Origin of the sequence: Comamonas koreensis (assembly GCF_021026195.1) — a bacterium.
Taxonomy (GTDB): Bacteria; Pseudomonadota; Gammaproteobacteria; order Burkholderiales; family Burkholderiaceae_C; genus Comamonas; species Comamonas koreensis.
In genome coordinates this window covers 372,218-396,808 of sequence record NZ_JAJNCT010000010.1, presented here as the reverse complement: position 1 = coordinate 396,808, position 24,591 = coordinate 372,218, and the positions used below count along the sequence as shown (strand labels likewise).

At 63.2% G+C, this 24,591-nt stretch carries 22 protein-coding genes and 1 pseudogene; 15 read left to right on the top strand and 8 right to left on the bottom strand.

The genetic code is table 11. From position 1 onward, the window contains the following. Positions 1-101: 101 nt before the first annotated feature. Positions 102-2,036, bottom strand: a pseudogene (gene dnaK / locus LPW39_RS12200) (molecular chaperone DnaK); the annotation flags it as partial. 102 nt (positions 2,037-2,138) lie between these two features. Then, positions 2,139-2,675: a nucleotide exchange factor GrpE gene (gene grpE / locus LPW39_RS12195; RefSeq protein WP_116924775.1), complete on the bottom strand. Its 537-nt coding sequence runs from the start codon at positions 2,673-2,675 to the stop codon at positions 2,139-2,141. Between the two features lie 254 nt (positions 2,676-2,929). Between grpE and rpsF the strand changes: the two genes are divergently transcribed. The 5 genes from rpsF to dnaB all read left to right on the top strand — a co-directional run bounded on the left by rpsF (position 2,930) and on the right by dnaB (position 5,949). Beyond that, entirely contained in the window at positions 2,930-3,304 is a 375-nt protein-coding gene (rpsF, locus tag LPW39_RS12190) for a 30S ribosomal protein S6 (protein ID WP_230775490.1), read from the top strand. An 11-nt stretch (positions 3,305-3,315) separates the two neighbouring features. Next, entirely contained in the window at positions 3,316-3,612 is a 297-nt protein-coding gene (gene priB / locus LPW39_RS12185; protein WP_230775098.1) for a primosomal replication protein N, read from the top strand. A gap of 11 nt (positions 3,613-3,623) precedes the next feature. Beyond that, positions 3,624-3,905 carry a 30S ribosomal protein S18 gene (gene rpsR, locus LPW39_RS12180; RefSeq protein WP_021028346.1) on the top strand — a complete coding sequence of 94 codons (282 nt, stop codon included), beginning with the start codon at positions 3,624-3,626 and terminating at the stop codon, positions 3,903-3,905. Positions 3,906-3,916: 11 nt separating this feature from the next. Continuing rightward, complete coding sequence (gene rplI, locus LPW39_RS12175; RefSeq protein WP_230775089.1) at positions 3,917-4,369, top strand: 50S ribosomal protein L9; 453 nt, start codon at positions 3,917-3,919, stop codon at positions 4,367-4,369. Between the two features lie 167 nt (positions 4,370-4,536). Further along, entirely contained in the window at positions 4,537-5,949 is a 1,413-nt protein-coding gene (dnaB, locus tag LPW39_RS12170; protein ID WP_133855424.1) for a replicative DNA helicase, read from the top strand. Between the two features lie 33 nt (positions 5,950-5,982). Here dnaB and LPW39_RS12165 read toward each other — a convergent pair whose 3' ends face one another. Next, positions 5,983-6,885 carry a LysR substrate-binding domain-containing protein gene (locus tag LPW39_RS12165; protein WP_230775087.1) on the bottom strand — a complete coding sequence of 301 codons (903 nt, stop codon included), beginning with the start codon at positions 6,883-6,885 and terminating at the stop codon, positions 5,983-5,985. 291 nt (positions 6,886-7,176) lie between these two features. Between LPW39_RS12165 and amaB the strand changes: the two genes are divergently transcribed. Both amaB and LPW39_RS12155 read left to right on the top strand, forming a co-directional pair. Further along, entirely contained in the window at positions 7,177-8,709 is a 1,533-nt protein-coding gene (gene amaB / locus LPW39_RS12160) for an L-piperidine-6-carboxylate dehydrogenase (RefSeq protein WP_230775085.1), read from the top strand. A gap of 361 nt (positions 8,710-9,070) precedes the next feature. Further along, on the top strand, positions 9,071-10,762 hold the full coding sequence (locus tag LPW39_RS12155; RefSeq protein ID WP_230775083.1) for a thiamine pyrophosphate-binding protein: 1,692 nt from the start codon (positions 9,071-9,073) through the stop codon (positions 10,760-10,762). A gap of 103 nt (positions 10,763-10,865) precedes the next feature. On the opposite strand, the gene LPW39_RS12150 is transcribed toward LPW39_RS12155, so the two are convergent. The 3 genes from LPW39_RS12150 to LPW39_RS12140 all read right to left on the bottom strand — a co-directional run bounded on the left by LPW39_RS12150 (position 10,866) and on the right by LPW39_RS12140 (position 13,957). Next, positions 10,866-12,644 carry a PhoH family protein gene (locus LPW39_RS12150; RefSeq protein ID WP_230775081.1) on the bottom strand — a complete coding sequence of 593 codons (1,779 nt, stop codon included), beginning with the start codon at positions 12,642-12,644 and terminating at the stop codon, positions 10,866-10,868. Positions 12,645-12,933: 289 nt separating this feature from the next. Next, positions 12,934-13,422, bottom strand: coding sequence for a peroxiredoxin (locus LPW39_RS12145; RefSeq protein WP_133855429.1), 489 nt, complete (start codon positions 13,420-13,422; stop codon positions 12,934-12,936). A 154-nt stretch (positions 13,423-13,576) separates the two neighbouring features. Then, the gene (locus LPW39_RS12140) at positions 13,577-13,957 is read right to left on the bottom strand and encodes an Mth938-like domain-containing protein (protein WP_230775079.1); all 381 of its coding nucleotides are present in this window, start codon (positions 13,955-13,957) and stop codon (positions 13,577-13,579) included. A 196-nt stretch (positions 13,958-14,153) separates the two neighbouring features. Here LPW39_RS12140 and LPW39_RS12135 point away from each other — a divergent pair, with 196 nt between their 5' ends. The 7 genes from LPW39_RS12135 (at position 14,154) to LPW39_RS12105 (ending at position 23,136) form a co-directional block, all read left to right on the top strand. Next, on the top strand, positions 14,154-15,449 hold the full coding sequence (locus LPW39_RS12135) for a pyridoxal phosphate-dependent aminotransferase (RefSeq protein WP_230775077.1): 1,296 nt from the start codon (positions 14,154-14,156) through the stop codon (positions 15,447-15,449). A gap of 79 nt (positions 15,450-15,528) precedes the next feature. Beyond that, positions 15,529-16,863: a homoserine dehydrogenase gene (locus LPW39_RS12130; RefSeq protein WP_230775075.1), complete on the top strand. Its 1,335-nt coding sequence runs from the start codon at positions 15,529-15,531 to the stop codon at positions 16,861-16,863. A 245-nt stretch (positions 16,864-17,108) separates the two neighbouring features. Then, entirely contained in the window at positions 17,109-19,289 is a 2,181-nt protein-coding gene (locus tag LPW39_RS12125; protein ID WP_230775073.1) for a M48 family metallopeptidase, read from the top strand. Positions 19,290-19,496: 207 nt separating this feature from the next. Beyond that, positions 19,497-20,921, top strand: coding sequence for a threonine synthase (thrC, locus tag LPW39_RS12120; RefSeq protein ID WP_230775063.1), 1,425 nt, complete (start codon positions 19,497-19,499; stop codon positions 20,919-20,921). Between the two features lie 72 nt (positions 20,922-20,993). Then, positions 20,994-21,554, top strand: a complete 561-nt coding sequence (gene mobB / locus LPW39_RS12115) for a molybdopterin-guanine dinucleotide biosynthesis protein B (protein WP_230775061.1) — start codon at positions 20,994-20,996, stop codon at positions 21,552-21,554. 59 nt (positions 21,555-21,613) lie between these two features. Then, positions 21,614-22,846 carry a molybdopterin molybdotransferase MoeA gene (locus LPW39_RS12110; protein ID WP_230775059.1) on the top strand — a complete coding sequence of 411 codons (1,233 nt, stop codon included), beginning with the start codon at positions 21,614-21,616 and terminating at the stop codon, positions 22,844-22,846. A gap of 29 nt (positions 22,847-22,875) precedes the next feature. After that, entirely contained in the window at positions 22,876-23,136 is a 261-nt protein-coding gene (locus tag LPW39_RS12105; protein WP_407928832.1) for a MoaD/ThiS family protein, read from the top strand. Positions 23,137-23,142: 6 nt separating this feature from the next. On the opposite strand, the gene LPW39_RS12100 is transcribed toward LPW39_RS12105, so the two are convergent. Both LPW39_RS12100 and LPW39_RS12095 read right to left on the bottom strand, forming a co-directional pair. After that, positions 23,143-23,481, bottom strand: a complete 339-nt coding sequence (locus LPW39_RS12100) for a hypothetical protein (RefSeq protein ID WP_230775057.1) — start codon at positions 23,479-23,481, stop codon at positions 23,143-23,145. Positions 23,482-23,507: 26 nt separating this feature from the next. Further along, the gene (locus LPW39_RS12095) at positions 23,508-23,759 is read right to left on the bottom strand and encodes a hypothetical protein (protein ID WP_230775055.1); all 252 of its coding nucleotides are present in this window, start codon (positions 23,757-23,759) and stop codon (positions 23,508-23,510) included. Between the two features lie 198 nt (positions 23,760-23,957). Between LPW39_RS12095 and moaE the strand changes: the two genes are divergently transcribed. Continuing rightward, complete coding sequence (gene moaE, locus LPW39_RS12090) at positions 23,958-24,428, top strand: molybdopterin synthase catalytic subunit MoaE (RefSeq protein ID WP_230775053.1); 471 nt, start codon at positions 23,958-23,960, stop codon at positions 24,426-24,428. The last annotated feature ends 163 nt before the right edge of the window (positions 24,429-24,591 follow it).

The window sequence follows — 24,591 nt, the reverse complement described above, 5'->3', positions numbered from 1 at the left end:
AAGAAAGGGCGATTCTGTAGAAAAACCATGCCGGAGTGCGGCGATGCGAACTCCGGCATGGGTGCTTGGCAGCAGTCGGCTCCAGGCCCGTCGGAAGGGGATTAGTCCTTCTTCACTTCCTTGACTTCGGCATCGACGACATTGTCATCGGCTGCCGCAGCGCCGGCCGCGCCTGCTGCTGCACCGGCGGCTCCTGCCTGTGCAGCCTGGGCGTCGGCATACACCTTCTCGCCCAGCTTCTGGCTGGCAGTCATCAAGGCCGTGGTCTTGGCTTCGATGGCGTCCTTGTCTTCGGTCTTCAGGGCTTCTTCCAGCTCCTGGACCGCCGTGTCGATGGCCGACTTCTCTGCGGCATCGAGCTTGTCGCCATGCTCGCCCAGGCTCTTCTTGACGCTGTGGACAGCGGCTTCGCCTTGGTTGCGGGCCTGCACCAGCTCCAGCTTCTTCTTGTCGTCGGCGGCGTTCAGCTCGGCGTCCTTGACCATCTTCTGGATCTCGTCCTCGGACAGACCGGAACTGGCCTTGATGGTGATCTTGTTTTCCTTGCCGGTGCCCTTGTCCTTGGCAGAGACGTTCAAGATACCGTTGGCGTCGATGTCGAAAGCCACCTCGATCTGGGGCGTGCCACGTGGGGCGGCTGGAATGCCTTCCAGGTTGAACTCGCCCAGCAGCTTGTTGGCGCTGGCGATTTCACGCTCGCCCTGGAACACCTTGATGGTCACGGCAGGCTGGTTGTCCTCGGCCGTCGAGTAGGTCTGCGCGAACTTGGTCGGGATCGTGGTGTTCTTCGTGATCATCTTGGTCATCACGCCGCCCAGGGTTTCGATACCCAGGGAAAGAGGCGTCACGTCCAGCAGCAGCACGTCGGAGCGGTCACCGCCCAGCACCTGGCCTTGCACGGCAGCGCCCACGGCCACGGCTTCGTCAGGGTTCACATCCTTGCGGGGATCCTTGCCGAAGAATTCCTTGACCTTCTCCTGCACCTTGGGCATACGGCTCATGCCGCCGACCAGGATCACATCGTCGATGTCGGACACGGCGATGCCAGCGTCCTTGATCGCGGTGCGGCAAGGGGCGATGGTGCGCTCGATCAGCTCGTCCACCAGGCTTTCGAGCTTGGCGCGGGTGAGCTTGATGTTCAGGTGCTTGGGACCCGAAGCGTCAGCGGTGATGTAGGGCAGGTTGATGTCGGTGGCAGCCGAGCTGGACAGCTCGATCTTGGCCTTTTCAGCCGCTTCCTTCAGGCGTTGCAGAGCCAGCACGTCCTTGGACAGGTCCACGCCTTGCTCTTTCTTGAACTCGGTGATGATGTATTCGATCACGCGTTGGTCAAAGTCTTCACCGCCCAGGAAGGTGTCGCCATTGGTCGACAGCACTTCGAACTGCTTTTCGCCATCCACATCGGCAATTTCGATGATGGACACGTCAAAGGTACCACCGCCCAGGTCATACACGGCGATCTTGCGGTCACCCTTGCCGCCCTTGTCCAGGCCGAAGGCCAGGGCTGCAGCGGTAGGTTCGTTGATGATGCGCTTGACTTCCAGACCGGCGATGCGGCCGGCGTCCTTGGTGGCCTGGCGCTGTGCGTCATTGAAGTACGCAGGCACGGTGATCACGGCTTCGGTGACGGGCTCGCCCAGGAAGTCCTCAGCGGTCTTCTTCATCTTGCGCAGCACTTCTGCGGAGATCTGTGGCGGGGCCAGCTTCTGGTCACGCACTTGCACCCAGGCGTCGCCATTGTCGGCCTTGACGATCTGGAACGGCATCAGGTCGATGTCCTTTTGCACTTCCTTCTCGTCGAACTTGCGGCCGATCAGACGCTTGGCAGCGTAAATCGTGTTCTTGGGGTTGGTGACGGCCTGGCGCTTGGCAGAAGCGCCCACCAGGATTTCGCCGTCTTCCTGGTATGCAACGATCGATGGCGTGGTGCGTGCACCTTCGCTGTTTTCGATCACGCGGGTGGTGTTGCCTTCCATCACGGCCACGCAGCTGTTGGTCGTGCCCAAATCAATACCGATAATCTTTCCCATTTCTCTACTCCTGTATTCTTGAGGCGGCGTTGCGCCCTAATTGACTGTTATTTGTGGCTTTTTTACCGTTGTTCAAGTGCGCAACGCAAAAAAGCCGGGAGGTGCGTTTTATTGAGGTGCGGCAACGGTCACCAGTGCAGGGCGCAGCACGCGCTCGGCAATGGCATACCCCTTTTGCAGCACGGCCACCACGGTGTTGGGGTCCTGCGCCGCAGGCACGGCAGAGATCGCTTGGTGGTGGTGGGGGTCGAACTTGTCGCCGGCAGCCGGGTTGATGGCAACCACCTTGTTGCGTTCAAGTGCGGAGACGAGCTGGCGCAAGGTGGCATCCGAGCCTTCGCGCAGTTGCTCGGGGCTGGCATTCTGGATCGCCAATGCGGCGTCCAGGCTGTCGATCACCGGCAGCAGGCTTTCGGCAAAGCTTTCGACGCCGAACTTGCGGGCCTTGGCCACTTCATCATCGGCGCGGCGGCGGGCGTTTTCAACTTCTGCCTTGGCACGCAGGTACTGGTCGGCCAGCTCGGCGTTCTTGGCCTTCAACTCCGCCAGCTCTGCTTCCAGTTGCGACTGGTTGGCAGCAGCAGCGGCTTCCAGCTCTTCGGCGGACATGGGGTTTTGGCCTTCGGGGTGGAGGTTGTCTGACATTGTGCTGTTCGTATGGGGTTAACAAAAAGGACTCTTGTGGCCGCACCTGGGGGCATTTCCTTGCTTTTCAAGGGGCTTATTTGGCTTTTTAACCTCCTGGCCATGCGCGCCGAGGCAGCAGCGGCCCGTGTTTATAAACCATGTTTGACGGCATTCGAATTGGTTTGTATAATCTCTGGTTTCCCTTGCCACACCGTGGTGCAATCTTTGCAAAGAGAGGCATTAGCGGGTGGCGCAATCCACAAGGAGTTTGCATGCGTCACTATGAGATCGTGCTGCTGATCCACCCCGATCAGAGCGAACAAGTTCCAGCTATGCTGGAGCGTTACAAAGGCATGATTACCGCCGGCGGCGGTAAGATCCACCGCGTTGAAGACTGGGGCCGCCGTCAACTGGCCTACATGATCAACAAGCTGGCCAAGGCCCACTATCTGTGCCTGAATATCGAAGCCGACCAGGCTGTGATGGCTGAACTGGAACACGCATTCAAGTTCAACGACGCTGTGCTGCGCCAACTGACTGTGCAGAAGAAGAAGGCTGAAACCGCTCCTTCCGCCATGATGAAGACCGTGGAACGCGAAGAAGCGCGCAAGGCCAACCAGGCTGAGCACGCCGCTGCAGAGCGTTAATCACACAGGAGGTGGAGAACCGCGTACTTGTCACTGCCGTCATCGCTGAAATCAAGATTTTGCGATACACGCCGGCCGGGCTACCTGCTGTAGATGTCGTGCTGGAGCACCGCTCCACCCAGACCGAAGCAGCCCAACCCCGACAAGTCAATGCCGTGCTCAAGGCGGTTGCCTTTGGTGCACTGGCAGAGCGAATCGCTCGGCAGGCTGTAGGGAGCACCTGGACATTCCAGGGTTTTCTGGCCACACCGCGCAACAGCAAATCGCTGGTTCTGCACATCCAGGATATTCAACAAGATACTTATTGAGAGGTCCGAAAATGGCCACGTTCAAGAAATTCAACAAAGACAAGCGCCCAAAGCGCAACACCCAGTCGCTGCTGTTCAAGCGCAAGCGTTTCTGCCGCTTCACCGTGGCTGGCGTCGAAGAAATCGACTACAAGGATGTCGACACCCTGCGTGACTTCGTTGCTGAAAACGGCAAGATCATTCCCGCACGTCTGACCGGCACCCGCGCCATCTACCAACGTCAGTTGAACACTGCCATCAAGCGCGCTCGCTTCCTGGCCATGGTTCCTTACTCTGACCAACACAAGATCTAAGGAGCACGAACATGCAAATCATTCTGCTCGACAAGGTCGTGAACCTGGGCAACCTGGGTGAAATCGTCAAGGTCAAGGACGGCTACGCACGTAACTTCCTGATCCCTTCGGGCCGCGCACGCCGTGCTACCGAAGCCGCCAAGGCTGAGTTCGAAGCCAAGCGCGCTGAGCTGGAAAAGGCTGCTGCTGAGAAGCTGGCTGCTGCACAAGCCCAAGGCGAGAAGCTGGCCGGCCAGACCGTGAAGCTGACCCAAAAGGCAGGTGTCGATGGCCGTCTGTTCGGCTCCGTCACCAACCACGACATCGCTGATGAACTGGGCAAGATGGGTTTCCAAGTGGTCAAGTCGCAAGTGCGTCTGCCTAACGGTCCTATCAAGACCGTGAGCGAGACCGCTGTGGAAGTGGCTCTGCACACCGACGTGGTGGTGGAAGTGAACGTGTCCGTCTACGGCGAACACGTGTAAATTCCTCACGCTTTGCGTTGGAAGCCGCCTTCGGGCGGCTTTTTCGTTTCTGGTCACCGCGTTCCCCGGATGCGGGTTTTGTTCGCCGCCGCCAGCCTTGTGCGGCATCTGCGCTATTCTTGTGGATTGCTGGCTGCCAAGCCGGCGTTTGCTCATTTGGATTCCCCATGTCAGAGACTTTTCCTCCCCTGGATGACGCTGCCTTCATCACCCCCGACAAGCAGGTGGCACAGCTGCGCATACCGCCGCATTCGATCGAATCGGAGTCCAGCGTGCTCGGTGGCCTGCTGCTGGACAACAATGCCTGGGACCGCGTTGGCGATGTGCTGGCCGAGGACAACTTCTACCGCCATGAGCACAAGCTGATCTTCGCGGCCATGGCCAGCATGATCAATGCCGGCAAGCCCGCCGATGTGATCACGGTCTATGAGCACCTGCAAAGCATCGGCAAGGCCGAGGAAGTGGGCGGGCTGGCCTACCTGAACCAGCTGGCCCAGTATGTGCCCAGCGCCACCAATATCCGCCGCTATGGCGAGATCGTGCGCGAGCGCTCGATTCTGCGCAAGCTCGTTACTGCCAGCGACGAGATCGCCACCAATGCCTTCAACCAGCAGGGTAAGACGGTGGACCGCATTCTGGACGAGGCCGAGCAGAAGATCTTTGCGATTGGCGAGGAAGGCTCGCGCATGAAGCAGGGCTTCCAGTCGCTGGACAACCTGGTCGTGGATTTGCTCGACCGGGTGCAGGAGATGGCGGACAACCCGGTCGATGTGACCGGCGTGCCCACCGGCTTTGCCGACCTCGACCGCATGACGAGTGGCCTGCAGGCCGGGGACCTGGTGGTGCTGGCCGCCCGTCCTTCGATGGGCAAGACCTCGTTTGCGGTGAACATTGCCGAGCATGTGGCGCTCAACGAAGGTCTGCCGGTGGCCATCTTCTCGATGGAAATGGGCGCCGCCCAATTGGCGGTGCGTATCGTCGGCTCGATTGGCCGGGTGAACCAGGGCAATCTGCGCACCGGCAAGCTGACTGATGAGGAATGGCCGCGCCTGTCCGAAGCGATCGAGCGGCTGCGCACCGTCTCGCTGCACATCGATGAGACCCCGGGCCTGACGCCATCGGAGCTGCGCGCCAACTCGCGCCGCCTGGCCCGCCAGTGCGGCAAGCTCGGTCTGATCGTGGTCGACTACCTCCAGCTGATGAGTGGCTCGGGCTCTGCCGCCAGCTCGGACAACCGGGCGACCGAACTGGGTGAGATCTCGCGCGGTTTGAAGATGCTGGCCAAGGAGCTGCAATGCCCGGTGATTGCGCTGTCGCAGCTCAACCGCTCGGTGGAGCAGCGTACCGACAAGCGCCCGATGATGTCCGACTTGCGGGAATCGGGCGCCATCGAACAGGACGCGGACATCATCATGTTCATCTACCGCGACGACTACTACAACAAAGAGAGCAACGAGCCCAATGTGGCCGAGGTCATCATCGGCAAGCAGCGTAACGGCCCGACTGGCACGGTCAAGCTGTTCTTCCAGAAGAACCAGACCCGCTTTGAAAACCTGGCCGTGGGCGGCGACGACTACTGATGCCAGCCAGGGCCGGGCAGGCTGGCGCAGCGCTCAGTCCTGCTGTCCCTGGCTTTGCTGGATCACCCACTGCTCAAACGCCTGCAGCGCCGGCGAAGGCTCTCGGTACGTGGGGTAGCTGAACCAGTAGCTCTGCGTGCCCGGCAAGGTTTGGGTATGGGCAGGAATTACCTGGCCGGCGTCCAGCGCGGTTTGCACCAGCACCTCAGGCACCAGGCCCACGCCCAGGCCGGCAGCGGCCGCCATGATGACCATGGAAAACAGCTCATAGCGCGGCCCGCGCGAGGCCTGCACCGAGTAATCCCAGCCCAGGCCGCTGTACCAATCGCGCCAGGCGGCGGGGCGGCTTTCCAGGCCGATGTGTACCAGCTGCTGCCAGTCCTCCTGCGTGGCCAGCGCGTGCTGCGCCGCAAAGGCGGGGCTGCAGATGGGGATACAGGCACCGTCGCGGGCAATGCGCTGGCCCTGGGTCTTGGACCAGAGGCCGTCGCCCGAGTAGATGGCGCCGTCAAAGCCGCTTTCCTCGAACGCAAACGGCTCGGAGCGCACCGACAGGTGGACGTGGATGTCCGGGTGCTGCTGCGCAAAGGCCGGCAGGCGCGGCACCAGCCACTGCGTGGCAAAGCTGGAGACGACGGCCAGGTGGATCGCATAGCCCTGTGCGCGGCTGTTGGCGATCTCTTGCGTGTCGCGCTCCAGGCCATTGAGGTGCACACGCACGCGCTGCGCATATCGTTTACCCGCATCTGTCAGCATCACGCGGCGTTTGTGGCGCACAAAAAGCGGCACACCCAGGCGGTCCTCCAGCGCCGCCACATGGCGGCTGACGGCACTGGCGGTCAACGCTAACTCATTGGCAGCGCGGGAGAAATTGCCGTGCCGGGCCGAGGCTTCAAAAGCCATCAACAGGCCGATATTGGGAATCGCGTTGCGCATGGATGGAGACTTTGTTCAAAAAACGCACTATGTCTCACCATTTTCTCATTTTGTTGTTCCTGATAGTTCACATAGTATTTTTAAGTTCGGCGATTTAGCCCCATGCGCTGCGCTTGCCGACTGCCGCATGCCCCGATGTGCAGCCCTGTCACGGGCGGGGTGTACAAAGTGCCGTGCCTGCATCGGTGCCTGCCGCGCCTTAAGCTGCAGGGCAGCGCCCCCCATCATGGTCCGGGCCCGCCGAGTGGGCCGGACAGTTTCTGTTGTGATAGTGAATAGGAAAGACGAGCGATGACGCAATCCACCCAACGTTTGAACGATATCCTGAAGGCGCTTGCGCTCGACTTGAAGCCATTGGCAGGGCAGGACATCACCAGCCGCTCGCCTGCCGATGGCGCCACCCTGGCCGTCTTGAAGGCCCACAGCGCGCAGCAGGCGCAAGACGCCATCGCGGCAGCCCACCAGGCCTACCTGCAGTGGCGCACCGTGCCCGCACCGGTGCGTGGTGAGCTGGTGCGCCGCTTTGGCCAGACCCTGCGCCAGCACAAGGCCGCGCTGGGCGCGCTGGTGTCGATCGAAGCGGGCAAGATCACCTCCGAAGGCCTGGGTGAAGTCCAGGAAATGATCGATATCTGCGACTTTGCCGTTGGCCTGTCGCGCCAGCTCCATGGCCTGACGATTGCCAGCGAGCGCCCCGGCCACCGCATGATGGAAACCTGGCACCCGATGGGCGTCGTGGGCATCATCTCGGCCTTCAACTTCCCGGTGGCCGTCTGGTGCTGGAACAGCGCGCTGGCGCTGGTCTGCGGTGACTCGGTGGTCTGGAAGCCTTCCGAGAAGACCCCGCTGACCGCCGTGGCCTGCCAGCACCTGCTGGAGCAGACCATTGCCGCCTTCAACCAGGAGCAGCCCGGTGCCGTACCGGCCGGCCTGGCCCAGCTGCTGATTGGCGCCCGTGAAGTGGGTGAAGTGCTGGTGGACAGCCCCCTGGTGCCCGTGGTCAGCGCCACAGGTTCGACCCGCATGGGCCGCCAGGTCGGCGTCAAGGTCGCCGAGCGTTTTGGCCGCTCCATCCTGGAGCTGGGTGGCAACAACGCAATGATCGTCACGCCATCGGCCGATCTGGAGCTGGCCGCCCGCGCCATCACCTTTGCCGCTGTAGGTACCGCTGGCCAGCGTTGCACCACTCTGCGTCGCCTGATCGTGCACAAGTCGGTGGCCGACCAGCTGGTGGCTCGCCTGGAAAAGATCTACGGCAGCGTCACCGTGGGTGACCCGCTGACCGACGGCACCCTCGTAGGTCCGCTGATCGACAAGGCCTCGTTCGACGGCATGCAGGCCGCACTGGCCCAGGCCAAGGAGGAGGGCGGCACCGTCATCGGTGGCCAGCGTGAGCGCGAAGACCTGGGCCAGGACGCCTACTATGTGCGCCCCGCGTTGGTGAAGATGCCTGCGCAGACCAAGGTGATGGAGCACGAAACCTTTGCGCCCATCCTCTACATCGTCACCTACGAAGGCAGCGCCGACGATGCGATTGCCGTGCAGAACGCCGTGCCACAGGGCCTGTCTTCCGCCATCTTCACCAGCGACCTGCGCGATGCGGAGCGCTTCATGTCGTCGGCCGGCAGTGACTGCGGCATTGCCAACGTCAATATCGGCACCTCGGGTGCGGAAATCGGTGGCGCCTTCGGTGGCGAGAAGGAAACCGGCGGTGGCCGCGAATCCGGCTCGGACGCCTGGAAGGGCTATATGCGCCGTGCCACCAACACCATCAACTACAGTGGCGCGCTGCCATTGGCGCAAGGCGTACGCTTTGACGTGTGATGAGCGGGCAGCCGCAGGCTGGCGCCGTGGGCATGCAGCCCGCTGCCCGGGCTGGCAGGCATCCCAACCGGGGCGGCCGCTGCGCCGCCGGGTGTGTGCTGCCAGCGCAGGCCACTGATATGCCTGTGCCCTGTGCGGCCTCCCACCCAGACAGGGGCTTGGTGCTCCTGTCTCCCACTACGCCAGCATCCGCCAAGGGCTGGCCTGCCACCGTTGCAGGCCGGCCCTTGTTGCATCCGATGCTGCCGTTTTTTGTGGCGCTGCGCAGCCGTTTGCTGCGCTGGCGCAATGTGTAGCCAGGCCAGATGCGGTCCAATCCCCCGCTTCTGGCGCATCGATGACAAGACAAAGGAGACAAGACATGGCAGACAAGCAACAAGCACGCACCGGTGGCCAGCTGGTGGTGGACCAGCTGCTGATCCACGGTGTGCAGCAGATTTTCACGGTGCCGGGCGAGAGCTTTCTGGCCGTGCTCGATGCACTGTATGACGCGCCTATCGAAACGACGATCTGCCGCCAGGAGGGTGGCGCCGCGATGATGGCCGAAGCCCAGGGCAAGCTGACCGGCCAGCCCGGGATCTGCATGGTGACCCGGGGGCCTGGTGCGACCAATGCCTCGGCCGGCTTGCACATCGCGATGCAGGACTCGACCCCGATGATCCTCTTCGTCGGCCAGATCGAGCGCTCGGCACGTGGCCGCGAGGCCTTCCAGGAGCTGGACTACCGCGCCGTGTTTGGCAGCATGGTCAAGTGGGCCACCGAGATCGATGATGCGGCGCGCATTCCCGAGACCATTGCCCGCGCCTTTGCGGTGGCCACCAGCGGCCGCCCCGGCCCGGTGGTGATTGCGCTGCCTGAAGACATGCTGCGCGATGCCGTCAGCGTGCCCGATGCCCGCCGCTACCAGCCCGCGCCCGCGCACGCCGCCGATGCCGATGTGGCCACCGTCGTGGCCCAAATGGCCGCTGCGCAAAACCCCATCATCATTGCCGGCGGCTCGCGCTGGAGTGCGCAGGCCCATGCGGATATCGCCGCCTTTGCGGCCGCCCACGCGGTGCCGGTGGCCTGCTCCTTCCGCCGCCAGATGGTCTTCCCCGCCCACCATGGCAACTATGCCGGCGATGTGGGTCTGGGCGTCAATCCCAAGCTTATCGAACGCGTCAAGAAGGCCGATCTGGTGCTGCTGCTGGGCGGGCGCATGTCCGAGGTGCCATCGCAGGGCTACAGCCTGCTGGGCATCCCGGCCAGCAGCGGCCAGCGGCTCATCCATGTGCACCCGGATCCGGATGAGCTGGGCCGGGTCTACCAGGCCGACCAGGCGATTGTGGCGGCGCCCGACTCCTTCTGCGCGGCCCTGGCCCGCCAGCCTGCTGCTGCGCCGCGCGCCGAGCGCCAGGCGCTGGTGCAGCAGGCCCATGCCGACTACCTGGCCTGGAGCAACCCCGCCCCGATCCAGGTGCCCGGCGCACTGCAGATGGGCCAGTTGATGGCCCATGTGCGCGAGGTGTTGCCTGCCGACACGGTCTGGTGCAATGGCGCTGGCAACTTTGCCACCTGGGTGCACCGCTTCTGGCCGTTCACGCACTATGGCAGCCAGCTGGCCCCCACCAGCGGCAGCATGGGCTATGGCCTGCCCGCCGCTGTGGGTGCCAAGCGCCTGGACAAGCAGCGCAGCGTCGTCTGCATCGCCGGCGATGGCGACTTTCTGATGCATGGCCAGGAGTTTGCAACCGCCGTGCAGTACCAGCTGCCCGTCATCGTGCTGCTGATCGACAACGGCATGTACGGCACCATCCGCATGCACCAGGAGCGCGACTATCCGAACCGGGTCAGCGCCACCGAGCTGCGCAACCCCGACTTTGTGGCCTACGCCAAGGCCTTTGGCGGCAATGCGGCCCTGGTCGAGAAGACCGAAGACTTTGCGCCTGCGCTGGCTGCCATGCGCAGCTGGGCGGAACAGCACCAGCTGCCGGTGATCCTGCACTGCAAGCTCGATCCGCAGGCGATTACGCCGGCGCGTAGCCTGGACCAGATCCGAGGCACCGGCGTTTGAGTCCCGGCTGAAGGCGCAAAAAAAGGCACCGAGCAAAAACTCGGTGCCTTTGTCTTGGGCGTTTGGCGGAGGCTGTGCAGCCCCCGTCGCAACCTAACGCTGTTTACAGCACATCACTGGCAAAGTCGGCCAGGCGCGAGCGCTCACCGCGTGCCAAGGTGATGTGGCCGCTGTGTGGCCAGCCCTTGAAGCGATCCACCACATAGGTGAGGCCCGAGGAGCCTTCGGTCAGGTAAGGCGTATCGATCTGGGCCAGGTTGCCCATGCAGATGATCTTGGTGCCGGGGCCGGCGCGGGTGATCAGGGTCTTCATCTGCTTGGGCGTCAGGTTCTGCGCCTCGTCAATGATCACGTACTTGTTCAGGAAGGTGCGGCCGCGCATGAAGTTCATGCTCTTGATCTTGATGCGGCTGCGGATCAGGTCATTGGTGGCAGAGCGCCCCCATTCGCCCGGGTTGCCGCCGTCGCCCTTGGCCAGGAACTCCAGGTTGTCGTCCAGCGCGCCCATCCAGGGGCCCATCTTCTCTTCTTCGGTACCAGGCAGAAAGCCGATGTCCTCGCCCACGCTGACGGTAGCGCGGGTCATGATGATCTCGGTGTAGCGGCGCTCGTCCAGCACCTGGTTCAGACCGGCGGCCAAGGCCATCAAGGTCTTGCCGGTGCCAGCCGTACCGGCCAGCGTGACAAAGTCCACGTCCGGGTCCATCAGCAGGTTCATCGCGAAGTTCTGCTCGCGGTTGCGCGTGGTCACGCCCCACACATTGTTCTTCTGGTGGCCGTAGTCCTTCAAGGTCTCCAGCACGGCGGTCTTGTCGCGGATCTCGATCACGCGGGCAAACAGGCTGTTTTCGCCGGGGGCTTCGTAGTAGACGAACTGGTTGATGTGCAATTGCTGGGTGATGGCGCCGCTGATGCGGTAGCAGGTCGAGGCGCCCGATTGCCAGCTCTCGACTTTCTTGCCGACCTTGGCCCAGAAATCCAGCGGCAGCTGCAGCATGCCGGTGTAGAGCAGGTCGCCGTCTTCCAGGGTCTTGTCGTTTTGGTAGTCCTCTGCCTCCAGACCCAGCGCACGCGCCTTGACGCGCATGTTGATGTCCTTAGAGACCAGCACCACGGGGCGGTCCGGGTGGCGCTGTCGCAGGGCCTCGACCACGCCCAGAATCTGGTTGTCGGCCTTGCCCTGGGGCAGGCTCTCGGGCAGCTGGTAGTGCAGCGGCTCGGTCTGGAAGAACAGGCAGCCGCTGGCACCCTTCTGGCCGGTGGCATCCAGGCGAATGCCCTGGGCCAGATGGGCCTCCTGGCTGGCGACCAGCGCATCGAGCGTGCGGCTGGCCTGGCGGCCGTTACGGGCCACTTCGGTCATGCCCTTCTTGTGGCCGTCGAGCTCTTCGAGCACGATCATCGGCAGGTAGATGTCGTGCTCTTCAAAGCGGAACAGGCTGCTGGGGTCGTGCAGCAGTACATTCGTGTCCAGCACAAAGAGCTTGGCCTTATCGCTGCGCGGCTTGGCGGCCTTGGCAGGCTTGCTGGCCACTACGGGGCTGGCTTCGGCCACGGCCGGGCTGCGGGCCGGTTGCGCAGGCTTGGCGGCTGCTGGCGCCTTGGCGCTTGCGGCCACAGGCGCAGGGGCTTGCACCGGGGTAGGGGCGGCCGCCACTTTCTTGCTGCGGCTGCTGGCCTTGGGCGCAGCAGCGGCTGTTGCACGGCGCGGCGCAGGGCTTGCAGCCACGGCGACAGGCGCGGTGTCCAGGTCTAAAACATCGTCGTCTTGTTCATCGCGCGCAGTGGCGGCGGATGCACGGGATTTGGCGTTGGTCTTGGCGGAAAAGTCACCAGCGGAAAGCTGGCTGCCACGGCGGGTAGGTGCGGGAGGCAAGGGCATGGAGCTCGGGGCCTTTATCTAAACACTCGCCAAATGGGCGAACTCACTCCAGACGCCTGCCATCCCTGATGCAAAAAAGGCCATCTCGCAAGCAAGACAGCCTTTTTCATGGGGAATGACAGAACAATCCGGACTCACATACATATGGAGCCCATTATGCACATTCTGGGCGCCCCGAAACCAGCAATCGCAGTCATGGATCGCCGTATCGGCCCAGAAAGACGGAAACAGCAACGGCGCGCATCCGCAGATGGCGCGCCGCCGCGCAGTTGCCGCCTGGCGCAGCTGTTTAGGCAGCCTTCTTTTGCGCAGCCTTCATCGACTTGACGGCCTTGAGCACTTCTTCGACGTGGCCCAGTACCTTCAGGCCGCGCCATTCTTGCACCAAGATGCCATCAGGGCCGACCAGGAAGGTCGAGCGCTCGATGCCCTTGACCTTCTTGCCGTACATGATCTTGTTCTTGACGACGCCGAACATGTGGCACAGCTTTTCTTCGGTATCAGCGATCAGCTCGAAGGGCAGTTCAAGCTTTTCCTTGAAGTCGTCGTGCGACTTCATGTTGTCGCGCGACACGCCGAAGACGGCTGCACCGGCCTTGACGAAATCCGCGTACTTGTCGCGGAATTGCATGGCTTCGGTGGTACAACCGGGGGTGTTATCCTTGGGGTAGAAGTACAGCACCAGAATTTGCCCCTGATGCGACGAATTGGAGACCTTCAGGCCTCCCGTCGCTTGTGCATCAAATTCTGGCAAGGGTTTGTTGACAACAACAGCCATAGCTCTCTATTTTCTCCGGAGTAATCGCAAAAAGGCCGCAGGAATCAAAGTATTCATCTAGTTGTTATTCAGGCCCGCGGCCGCAAGCGAGTATTTTAACCCGAATCGAAATATTTATCGAGCCCCACTGATAAACACAGGCTATCGATTGTGGTTATAGCGCAGGAGCCTCTACCAGGGCAGCCAGTAACACCTTGCGTCCTTCACCCGCCAATACGTTGTAGGTACGGCACGCAGCGGGCGTATCCATGGTCTCGAAGCCGATACGTTTTGCAATCAGTGGCGCCAGCCAGGCGGGCGAAGGAAAACGTAACCGATTGCCACTGCCGAAAATGATCGTTTCGACATCGGCCTCGGCCAGCTGGGCGAAAAGGGCTGGCCCCAGGTCCTCGAAGCGGGCGCAGTCCCAGGGCTGCAGGCTGCCGTTGGAGCTGACCACCAGGCTGTGCGAGTAGGTCTGCTTGTCCACCGCCAGCCAGCCCGGGCCATAGCCGGTGACGGTCAAGGTGTCGGATTTATCGGGCTGGAACTTCATGGCGCGGGCTTTCGGCAAACGGGGCAAGGACAGGGCGGGGCCCGGTGCCACGGGCACAGGGAGCCACTACAGAGCGATCAACGCAAGGATCTGTGGTCAAATTATAGTTTTCACCTAGTTGGGTTGTGGGTTCGAGGTATTGGCGTGGGCGCCAGCCGGCTGCAATCCCGTGTTTTCAGAGGTAGTGGTTTCTGTCATGAAGACGATTCAAAAATCCGCCAAGCTGGCCAATGTGTGTTACGACATTCGAGGGCCGATCATGGACGCGGCGAAGCGGATGGAGGACGAAGGACAGAAGATCACCAAGCTCAACATCGGCAACCTGGCGGTGTTCGGCTTCGATGCCCCTGAAGAGGTGCAGCAGGACATGATCCGCAACCTGCCCAACTCGGCAGGCTACTCCGACAGCAAGGGCATCTTTGCCGCGCGCAAGGCGGTGATGCACGAAACCCAGCGCCTGGGCATCAAGGGCGTGGGTCTGGACGATATCTACCTGGGCAATGGCGCCTCCGAGCTGATCAGCCTGGCCACCAATGCGCTGCTGGACACCGGCGACGAAATGCTGCTGCCGGCCCCTGATTACCCGCTGTGGACGGCTGCCACCAGCCTGTCGGGCGGCACGCCGGTGCACTATATGTGCGACGAAGAAAACGGTTGGATGCCCAACCTGGCCGACATCCGCGCCAAGATCACGCCCCGCACCAAGGGTATCGTCGTCATCAACCCCAACAACCCCACGGGCGCGCTGTATTCCGACGCACTGCTGCGCGACATCGTGCAGATCGCGCGTGAGCACGGCCTGGTCATCTTTGCCGATGAGGTCTATGACAAGGTGCTGTACGAAGATGCCAAGCACACACCGATGGCCTCGCTGTCGCAGGATGTGCTGACGATCACCTTCAATTCGCTCTCCAAGGCCTACCGCAGCTGCGGCTACCGCGCCGGCTGGATGGTGATCTCCGGCGACAAGAGCGGTGCTGCCGACTATATCGAGGGCCTGAACATGCTCTCGAACATGCGCCTCTGCGCCAATGTGCCCGGCCAGTGGGCGGTGCAGACCGCGCTGGGCGGCCACCAGAGCATTGACGAGCTGGTGCAAGAAGGCGGCCGCCTGCGCAAGCAGCGCGACCTGGCCTGGGAGCTGATCAACGCGATCCCCGGTGTCAGCTGCGTCAAGCCACAAGGCGCGCTCTACATGTTCCCCAAGCTCGACCCTGCGATCTACCCGATCGAGGACGACCAGGAATTCTTCCTGCAGGTGCTCAAGGAGACCCGCGTGATGCTGGTCCAGGGCACCGGCTTCAACTGGCCACGGCCTGACCACTTTCGCATTGTGTTCCTGCCCCATGAGGCGGACCTGCGCGAAGCGATCAACCGCCTGGCCGCCTTCCTGGCCAAGTACCGCCTTCGCCACGGAACCGAGCAGCTTGCACAAGCCCATAAGGCCGATATCAAGCTGGTCAAGACCAAGGCAGAAAAATCCGCTGCCTGAGTCGCCGCTTTTCCTATCTGACAACGACAGGCGTCCAGCAGGGCGCCTTGTTGGTTATTCAACGTATTCAAGAGACTTTATGAAACCGATCCAAGTAGGCTTGTTGGGCATCGGCACCGTCGGTAGCGGTGTCTTCAACGTGTTGCAACGTAACCATGACGAAATTCGCCGCCGCGCTGGCCGCGATATTGCAGTGACCATGGTGGCCGATCTGGACGAGACCCGTGCGCGCGCCGTGGTGGGTGACCAGGTGGCCGTGGTCAAGGATGCCCGCGAAGTGATCGCCAATCCCGACATCGATGTGGTGATCGAGCTGATCGGCGGCTACGGCGTGGCCAAGACCCTGGTGCTGGAGGCGATTGCCGCCGGCAAGCATGTGGTGACGGCCAATAAGGCCCTGCTCGCCGTGCATGGCTCGGAGATCTTCAAGGCCGCTGCCGACAAGGGCGTGATGGTGGCCTACGAAGCGGCCGTGGCCGGTGGCATCCCGATCATCAAGGCGCTGCGCGAAGGCCTGACCGCCAACCAGATCCAGTGGATTGCCGGCATCATCAACGGCACCACCAACTTCATCCTGTCCGAGATGCGTGACAAGGGTCTGGACTTTGACGTGGTGCTGAAAGAAGCACAACGCCTGGGCTATGCTGAAGCCGACCCGACCTTCGACATTGAAGGTGTGGACGCCGCCCACAAGGCCACCTTGATGAGCGCCATCGCCTTTGGCGTGCCGGTGCAGTTCGACAAGGCCTATGTCGAGGGCATCACCAAGCTGTCGTCCATCGATATCCGCTACGCCGAGCAACTGGGCTACCGCATCAAGCTGCTGGGCATCACCAAGCGCACCGACAAGGGCATTGAGCTGCGGGTGCACCCCTCGCTGGTGCCCGCCAAGCGCCTGATCGCCAATGTGGAAGGCGCGATGAATGCCGTGGTGGTGCATGGCGATGCCGTGGGCACGACCCTGTACTACGGCAAGGGCGCAGGCTCCGAGCCGACCGCCTCGGCCGTGATTGCCGACCTGGTCGACATCGCCCGCCTGGAAGGCGCCGCTGTGGCCCACCGTGTGCCGCCGCTGGCCTTCCAGAGCAGCACCTTGCGTGAAGCGGGCCAGGAACTGCCGGTGCTGCCGATGGCCGACATCACCACCAGCTACTACCTGCGCATGCGCGTGGCCGATGAGGCGGGCGTGCTGGCCAAGGTCACCGGCCTGCTCGCTGGCGCCGGTATCAGCATCGACGCGGTGCTGCAGCGCGAAGCGGACGAAATCGGTGGCGAGGGTTCGACCCAGACCGACCTGATCATCCTGACGCACGAAACGCGCGAAGGCGATATGGACAAGGCGCTGGCCGAAATCCAGGGCCTGCCCACCGTGCTGGCACCGATCACCCGCATCCGCAAGGAAGAGCTGAACTAAACAGCTGCTGCGACCCCCGTGTCGCAACATCGGGCACCTGCCGCCTCAAGAACCGCCTGTGGCCCTTCCGGCCCCGGCGGTTTTTTTAGGTGCTCAATAGCCGCGATAGCGCCCGCTTCATTCTGTTACTTGTCGGTATTTGTTTACTTCATTATTTTTATAAATAATGGCCGCTCACAAAGGCAGCGCCTCCGGGCTGGACCCGGCGGCGCTGCTGATCGATAACAAAGACGGGGAGTTGCACGATGTCGGAGACCGACAAAAAATGGCTGGCGCTGGCCAAGCGCTGGGGAGTGTTGTTTGGGATTCCGCTGCTGATGCTGGCCATCGGCATCTGGCAATGGTCGCGGGCGGATACGCCGGTGACCGATGTGAGCGCGCAAATCGCAGAGTACCAGCAGGTGGTGCGCCAGCTCGAAGCGATCGAGGCCGAAAAGCCCGGGCGCAGTGCCACGGTTCGAGACAGCCAGGGCAAGGAATACCCGGTCTGGAAGGTCAAAAACGAGTACCTGATGGCCATCAAGGACCTGCAAACCCAGGGCCTGAATGTCACCACCCGTAACTTGCAGCCGGTGCTGGCGGGCTGCACCATCGCGTTCAGCGTGCTGGCGCTGTTCTGGTCGGCACTGGGGGTGGTGTACCAGCGCGGCATGGGTGCCAAGGCCATGCAGTCGCGGGAGCAGCTGCTTGCCACCTTCCAGAAGGGCCGCAAGCTCTTGCCCACCTACATGGTGGTCATGGTGCTGCTGCTGTTTGGTGCGGCCATCCCGCTGCTGGTCTACGAGATGATGCCCATCCTGCGCCACCGCAACTACAGCAAGGGCGACATGAAGCTCATGTTCATCCTCGGCGGCCTGGCGCTGTTCCTGCTGTACTCGGGCTGCAAGGTGCTGATCGATGTCTGGAAGGCATCGCGCAAGCCGCTGGAGAACGAGCCCATCGAGGTGATGGGCCAGACCGTGAGCCGCCAGCAGGCGCCTGAGCTCTGGGCCTTTGTGGACGGTGTGGCCGCCAAGACAGGTGCGGGCATGCCCGATGCGCTGGTGGTGGGGCTGAACGAAGGCTTTTTTGTGACCGAGCACCCGGTGCAGCTGTCCAATGGCGCCTTGCTGCCCCAGGGCCGCGTGCTCTACCTGCCCTTGCCCTACATGGCCTTTCTCAATGCCGGCGAAGTCGCTGCCGTGATCGGCCACGAACTGGGCCACTTCATCGGCGAAGACACGCTCTACAGCCAGCGCTTCTCGCCCATCTACAGCGCCACCATCCACCACCTGGTGGCCATCAGTGGCGGCGAGCGGCATGAGGAGTCTTGGATGGACATCCTGCGCCGCCCGGCCACCTTGTTCGGAGAGATGTTTCTGGACAGCTTCCACGAAGCAGTGCGCTACTGGAGCCGCAAGCGCGAACTGGCCGCCGATGCGGTGGGCGCGCAGGTGGTGAGCCCGCAGGCCGTCGCCTCGTCCTTGCTGCGCATCAGCGCGCTGGCGCCGCATGTGGATGAGGCCCTGCAGGCCAACTGGGACCGGGGCGAGACCGTCGAAGGTGGGGTGCTGGGCCATGTGCGCCAGCTGGTGGCCGCCAAGGGCATGACTGACCCGAGCGAGCACCTGGACAAGCGCCAGGCCCACCCCACCGATACCCACCCCGAGCTGGCCGAGCGCCTGGCTGCGCTGGGTGTGCCCGTCAGTCCCGAGTTGCTGGCGCGCGCCATGGATGCCCAGGGCAGCCAGCTGCTGCAGGAGTTTGGCCTGGAGCAGGGCGCTCCTGCCGCCAGCAGCCGCACCCTGGCCGGGGCGGTCGCGCCAGCCCCGGTTGCCGATCTGAATGCCGCCTTGCAAAACGAGCTCAGCAGCGCAGCCGCGGCCAACCGCAGCGCCAAGCTGGTGGAGCTGCGCGAGATCGCGGCGCTGGCCACGCCCGAAACCGTGATCCATGAGCGCTCGGCCTTCATGATGGGCTTGTTCGGCTTTCTGGCCCTGGCCTGTTTTGGCGGGGCGGTGGCCTTGTTCATGGCGGGCCTGCATATGGCCGTCGGTGCGGGTGTGCTGGCCGGTGGTCTTGTCTGCCTGTGGGTGGCGCGGCTGTTCTGGCGCGATGGCCAGAGCCCGGCCATGGTGCTGCAGCCTGCGGGTGTGCGCCTGTTCAACGCGCAGGAGTTGCTGCCCTGGTCGGCAATCGATGATTTCGAGTTCAACCAGGCCAACCATATGCTCACCGTCATCATGGCGCTGGAGCCCGGTGTGCAGCCTCCCGCCATGGGTGTGGGCAAGCGCCGCGCGCAGTTTCAGAAGAAAAAGCAGCGCGTGGTGGTGATGCTCAAGGGCGTCAAGAAGATGAAGAACCAGGCCTTTGCCGAGCTGGTGGTGAACCAGTGGCGCGCCTACTATGCCCGCCAGGAACTGGCGCGCATGGGTGAGCAGGCCTGACGGCTGCTCCACAACCCTGCCAGGCCTCGGACTTTGTCCGGGGCTTTTTTATGCCAGCAGCTGCCTTGCGGATCGCAGCCTGGCCGCTGCTGCCAGCTGCTGTGCCCCACATTCCTGCGCAAGCTGTGCCAGTACTGGCGACTGCAGGATAATAGGTAGTTGCTCCTTGCCCGTGAGCGGGCTGTGTCCACTTATTTCGCACCCTCCATGCTGTATCTCTCCACGCGCGGCCATGCCGAACAAAAACGTTTTTGCGACATTTTGCTCGAGGGCCTGGCGCCCGATGGCGGCCTTTACATGCCGGTGCAGTACCCGCAGATTGACGATGCCAAGCTGACGGCGCTGCGCGAGACGCTCCAGAACCAGGGCTATGCCGCGCTGGCGTTCGAGATTCTGTCGCTGTACATCGACGACATCCCGGCCGAGGACCTGCGCGCGCTGTGCAACAAGACCTATACCGAAGCGGTGTTCGGCACGGCGGCGATTGTTCCAGTGCGCCAGCTCGAAGGCCAGCTGATGATCGAGGCGCTCTCCAATGGCCCCACCTTGGCCTTCAAGGACATGGCCATGCAGCTGCTGGGCAACCTGTTCGAGTACGAACTGGCGCGCCGTGGCGAAGAGCTCAATATTTTGGGTGCCACCAGTGGTGACACCGGCAGCGCGGCGGAATACGCGATGCGCGGCAAAAAGGGCGTGCGCGTGTTCATGACCAGCCCGCATGGCCGCATGAGCCCCTTCCAGCAGGCACAGATGTTCAGCCTGCAGGACGAGAACATCCACAACATCGCCATCGAAGGCGTGTTTGACGACTGCCAGGACATCGTCAAGGCGGTCAGCAATGACCACGCCTTCAAGGCGCAGTACAAGATCGGTACCGTCAACTCCATCAACTGGGCGCGCTTGCTGGCCCAGGTGGTCTACTACTTTGCCGGCTACCTGCAGGCCACCAGCAAGAACAGCGAGAAGGTGAGCTTCACGGTGCCGAGCGGCAACTTTGGCAATGTCTGCGCCGGCCATGTGGCGCGCCAGATGGGCCTGCCGATTGCCAAGCTGGTGGTGGCCACCAACGAGAACGATGTGCTGGACGAATTCTTCCGCACCGGCGTCTACCAGGTGCGTGGCGCTGCCCACACCTTCGAGACCTCCAGCCCTTCGATGGACATCTCCAAGGCCAGCAACTTCGAGCGCTTTGTGTTCGACCTGGTGGGCCGCGATGGCGCCCGTCTGCAGCAGCTGTTCTCGCAAGGCGTGGCCCAAGAAGGCCGTTTTGACCTGCAGGCCGATCCGGCCTTCAAGGATGCAGCAGGCCGCTATGGCTTTGTCAGCGGCAAGAGCAGCCATGCCGACCGCCTGGCCACCATCCAGGACACCTACCAGCGCCTGGGCCAGATGATCGACACCCATACCGCCGATGGCGTGAAGGTGGCGCGCGAGCACCTGGGTGCCGAGCCGATGATCGTGCTGGAAACTGCGTTGCCGATCAAGTTTGCCGCCACCATCGAAGAGGCCCTGGGCCATCTGCCCGAGCGCCCCGCCAAGTTTGATGGCATCGAAGCCCTGCCCAAGCGCGTGGTCGTGATGCCTGCCGATGTGGACCAGGTCAAGACCTATATCAAGGACCACTGCCGCTGAACCGGCTAAGCTGCCGCCATCGCCTCGTGCCTGGATGCCGAGGCGGGCAGTGGATTCATCAAGGAGGCGGGTATGCAGGTGGTGTGTTTTGCAGGCTATTCCGGCAGTGGCAAGACGACCTTGATCGAGCAGGTCATCCCGGTGCTGATCGCGCAGGGCCAGCAGGTGTCGGTCATCAAGCATGCCCACCACCGCTTTGATATCGACACCCCCGGCAAGGACACCTGGCGCCACCGCCAGGCCGGCGCCTACGAGGTGCTGGCTGCCTCCGACCAGCGCGTGGTGCTGATGCGCGAGCTGCCCCAGACGCAGGAGCCCGATGTGCATGCGCTGATCGCCCAGCTCGACAGCCAGGTGGACTGGGTGCTGGTGGAAGGCTTCAAGGACTGCGACCTGCCCAAGCTGGAGGTGCTGGCCAATGCGCCAGAGGCCAACGGCAAGGCGCCGCTCTATCCGCAGGATGCGGCCGTGCAGGCGGTGGTGCTGTCGCCCGCCCGCCAGTTGCTGCCCGCCACGGCCTTGCCACAGCTGTCCCGCGATATCCCTGCCGACGTGGCGCAGTGGCTGCTGGCGCACAGCGCCCGCTTTGCCTATACCCCGCCCTGTGTATTTGCGATCGATACCGCCGGCTGAGCGGGCTGTATCGATGTTCGGCCCGCCTGGAGGCGGCCGACAACCCAAGGAATGATTGAATGAACAGCCAGCCCCGTCCCCCTCTGAAATCACTCGATGCCGCCCTGGCCGAGCTGCTGGCCTATGCCCAGCCGCTGGAAGGCCATGAGCTGCTGGACACCTTTGATGCCGATGGCCGCGTGCTGGCGCAGGACCTGGTCGCTGCCTTGCAGGTGCCGCCTTTCGACAACAGCGCGATGGACGGCTATGCGCTGCGCGCGGCCGACCTGAGCGGGCCCGAGCTGGCCCTGCCGGTGAGCCAGCGCATTGCAGCGGGCAGCATCGGCGAGCCGCTGGCTGCCGGCACCGCCGCCCGCATCTTTACCGGAGCAGCCGTGCCAGCGGGCGCCGATGCCGTGGTGATGCAGGAAGAATGCAGCCTGCTGGACGATGGCCGGGTGCAGATCAATGCGGCGGTCAAGGCAGGGCAGAACATCCGTAAAAGTGGCGAAGACATGCAGCTGGGCAGCACGGTGCTGACCGCCGGCACGCGCCTGGGCCCTGCCGAGCTGGGCCTGGCTGCCAGCATGGGCTGTGCACGCTTGCAACTGGCGCGCCGCCCGCGCATGGCCTTGTTCTCTACCGGTGACGAGCTGGTCATGCCCGGCGATGTGGCGCCCCAGGACTTGCCCGCCGGCAGCATCTACAACAGCAACCGCTTCTTCTTGCGCGCCATGCTGCAGCGCCTGGGCTGCGAGGTGCGTGATCTGGGCATCGTGCCCGACAGCTACGAGGCCACCGTGGCCGCGCTGCAGGCCGCCGCGCAGCACAGCGACCTGGTGCTGACCAGTGGTGGTGTGTCGGTGGGCGAGGAAGACCATATCAAGCCGGCCGTGCAGGCCTTGGGCAGCCTCGATCTCTGGGCGATTGCGGTCAAGCCGGGCAAGCCCTTTGCCTATGGCCGGGTGGGCCAGGCCCATTTCATCGGCCTGCCGGGCAACCCGGTCTCCAGCTTTGTGACCTTTGCGCTCCTGGTGCGGCCTTTTCTGCTGCGCCTGCAAGGCGTGCAGGCGCTGGCGCCGCAGGCGATCGATATGCGTGCCGATTTCGACTGGCCGCGTGCCGACAAGCGCCGCGAGTTTTTGCGGGTGCGCCTCAATGCGCAAGGCGGACTGGAGCGTTTTGCCAACCAGGGCTCGGGCGTGCTGACCTCGGCAGTCTGGGCTGATGGCCTGGTCGACAACCCACCCGGCCAGTCGATTGCGCGGGGTGACACCGTGCGCTTTGTGCCCTTTGCCCAGCTGCTGGGTTGAGCCTGGGCTGCCAACGAGGGGAGAACACCATGACCATGAAGACCGTACAACTGCGCTATTTCGCCGCCATCCGCGAGGCCATTGGCAGCGGCAGCGAGTCCTTTGCCACCGATGCCGACACTGTCGCCGAGCTGCGCGAGGCCCTGCTGGCACGGGGCGAGCCCTATGCCAGCTGCCTGGCCCGGGGGCGCGCGGTGCGCACCGCCGTCAACCAGGTGCTCAGCGATGACAGCGCGGTGCTGGAAGCGGGTGCCGAGGTGGCGTTTTTTCCGCCGGTGACGGGCGGTTAAGCGCTCTTAAGCAGCGCCATCTTCTGCGGGGCTGGGCAGCAGCAACTCGGGCGCTTTCCATTCCAGCAGTTCGGACAGGCGCAGTACCACCCAGCGGGCTTCCTCGGCGCTGATGCCGGCGTCTGGCGTTTGCAGACCGCTGTAGATGGTCTGCAGGATGGCGCTCTCGGAGGGCGCGCTTTGGTGGTAGAGGATCTGCGCCTGCTCGACCAGCATCTGCGCCAAGTCTTCGCAGAGCTCATAGCGCTGGGCGATCTCATTGAGCGGCTGGCGCAGGCGCTGGTTGCGGCCCTGGAAGAGGGCGATGAAGGAATCAGGGACAAAGATCTGGCTGCCGTCTTGCATGGGAGTCCGTCAGGTGATTGGCGTGTTCAGGGCGTAAAGCGCTTTTCGAAGCGGGCCACATCTTCTTCCAGCTCAAAGGTCACCACCTGGCCCATTTTCTTGTCGCTCTCGCGGCAGGCGGCGTAGACGCTGGTCTTGCCGACCAGGTCCATCGCCGGGATGTCGATGATCGCGTAGGGGTAGGGCACGAACACGTGGTACTCGAACACAATCCGGTGCTGGTTGCGCGGATTGGGGTAGAGCAGGAAGCCGTGGGCATTCAGGGTCTGACTGGGCATGGAAAGCATCCAAAGAGAAAACAGGTCTTGCTAGCGCGCGGGCAGGCGGCGGAATGCGGGCATTCCAGCAGCCCAAAGCTTGCAGAGGGCCACCAGTGTGCCGCAATCGCGAAGCTGGGGTGGCCCGCCATGGTTTGCAGCCGGGCCCGGCGGGCATGCTAGGCTTGGGTTTTGCTGCCTTTTTGCCGAGCCCCGCCCATGCTGCACACCCATATCGCCGTACAAACCGCTGACTTTGATGTAAGCGAGGAGTTGCGCCTGCTGCGCGCCGCCGATGGCCGCATTGGCGCGGTCTGCAGCTTTGTCGGCACCGTGCGCGACCGCAATGCGGGCAGCCAGGTGGCGACCATGGAGCTGGAGCACTACCCCGGCATGACGGAAAAATCGATTGCCCATATGGTCGAGGCCGCCAGCCAGCGCTTTGACATCTTTGGCGCCCGCATCATCCACCGCGTGGGGCTGCTGGCGCCTGGCGACCAGATTGTGCTGGTCGCCGTCTCCTCGGCGCACCGGGGAGAGAGCTTCCAGGCCTGCGAGTTCTTGATGGACTACCTCAAGACCGAGGCGCCGTTCTGGAAGAAGGAAGACACGCCGGAAGGCGCACGCTGGGTCGATGCCCGCGTCAGCGACGAAGCGGCGATGGCGCGCTGGGGTCTGCCCAAGCGCTGACTGCGCCCCGCCTGTTTACACCAAGCTTGACCGGGCGCAAGCTGTGGCCAGCGCATGGCTGCTGCAATGGATGCGGGGAACAGGCCGTTTTTGCACGGGCCCACAGGCCGTAGGATATAGCGCACAGCGTTTGGCGATGTGCACTGACAAGGCCTATATGTGC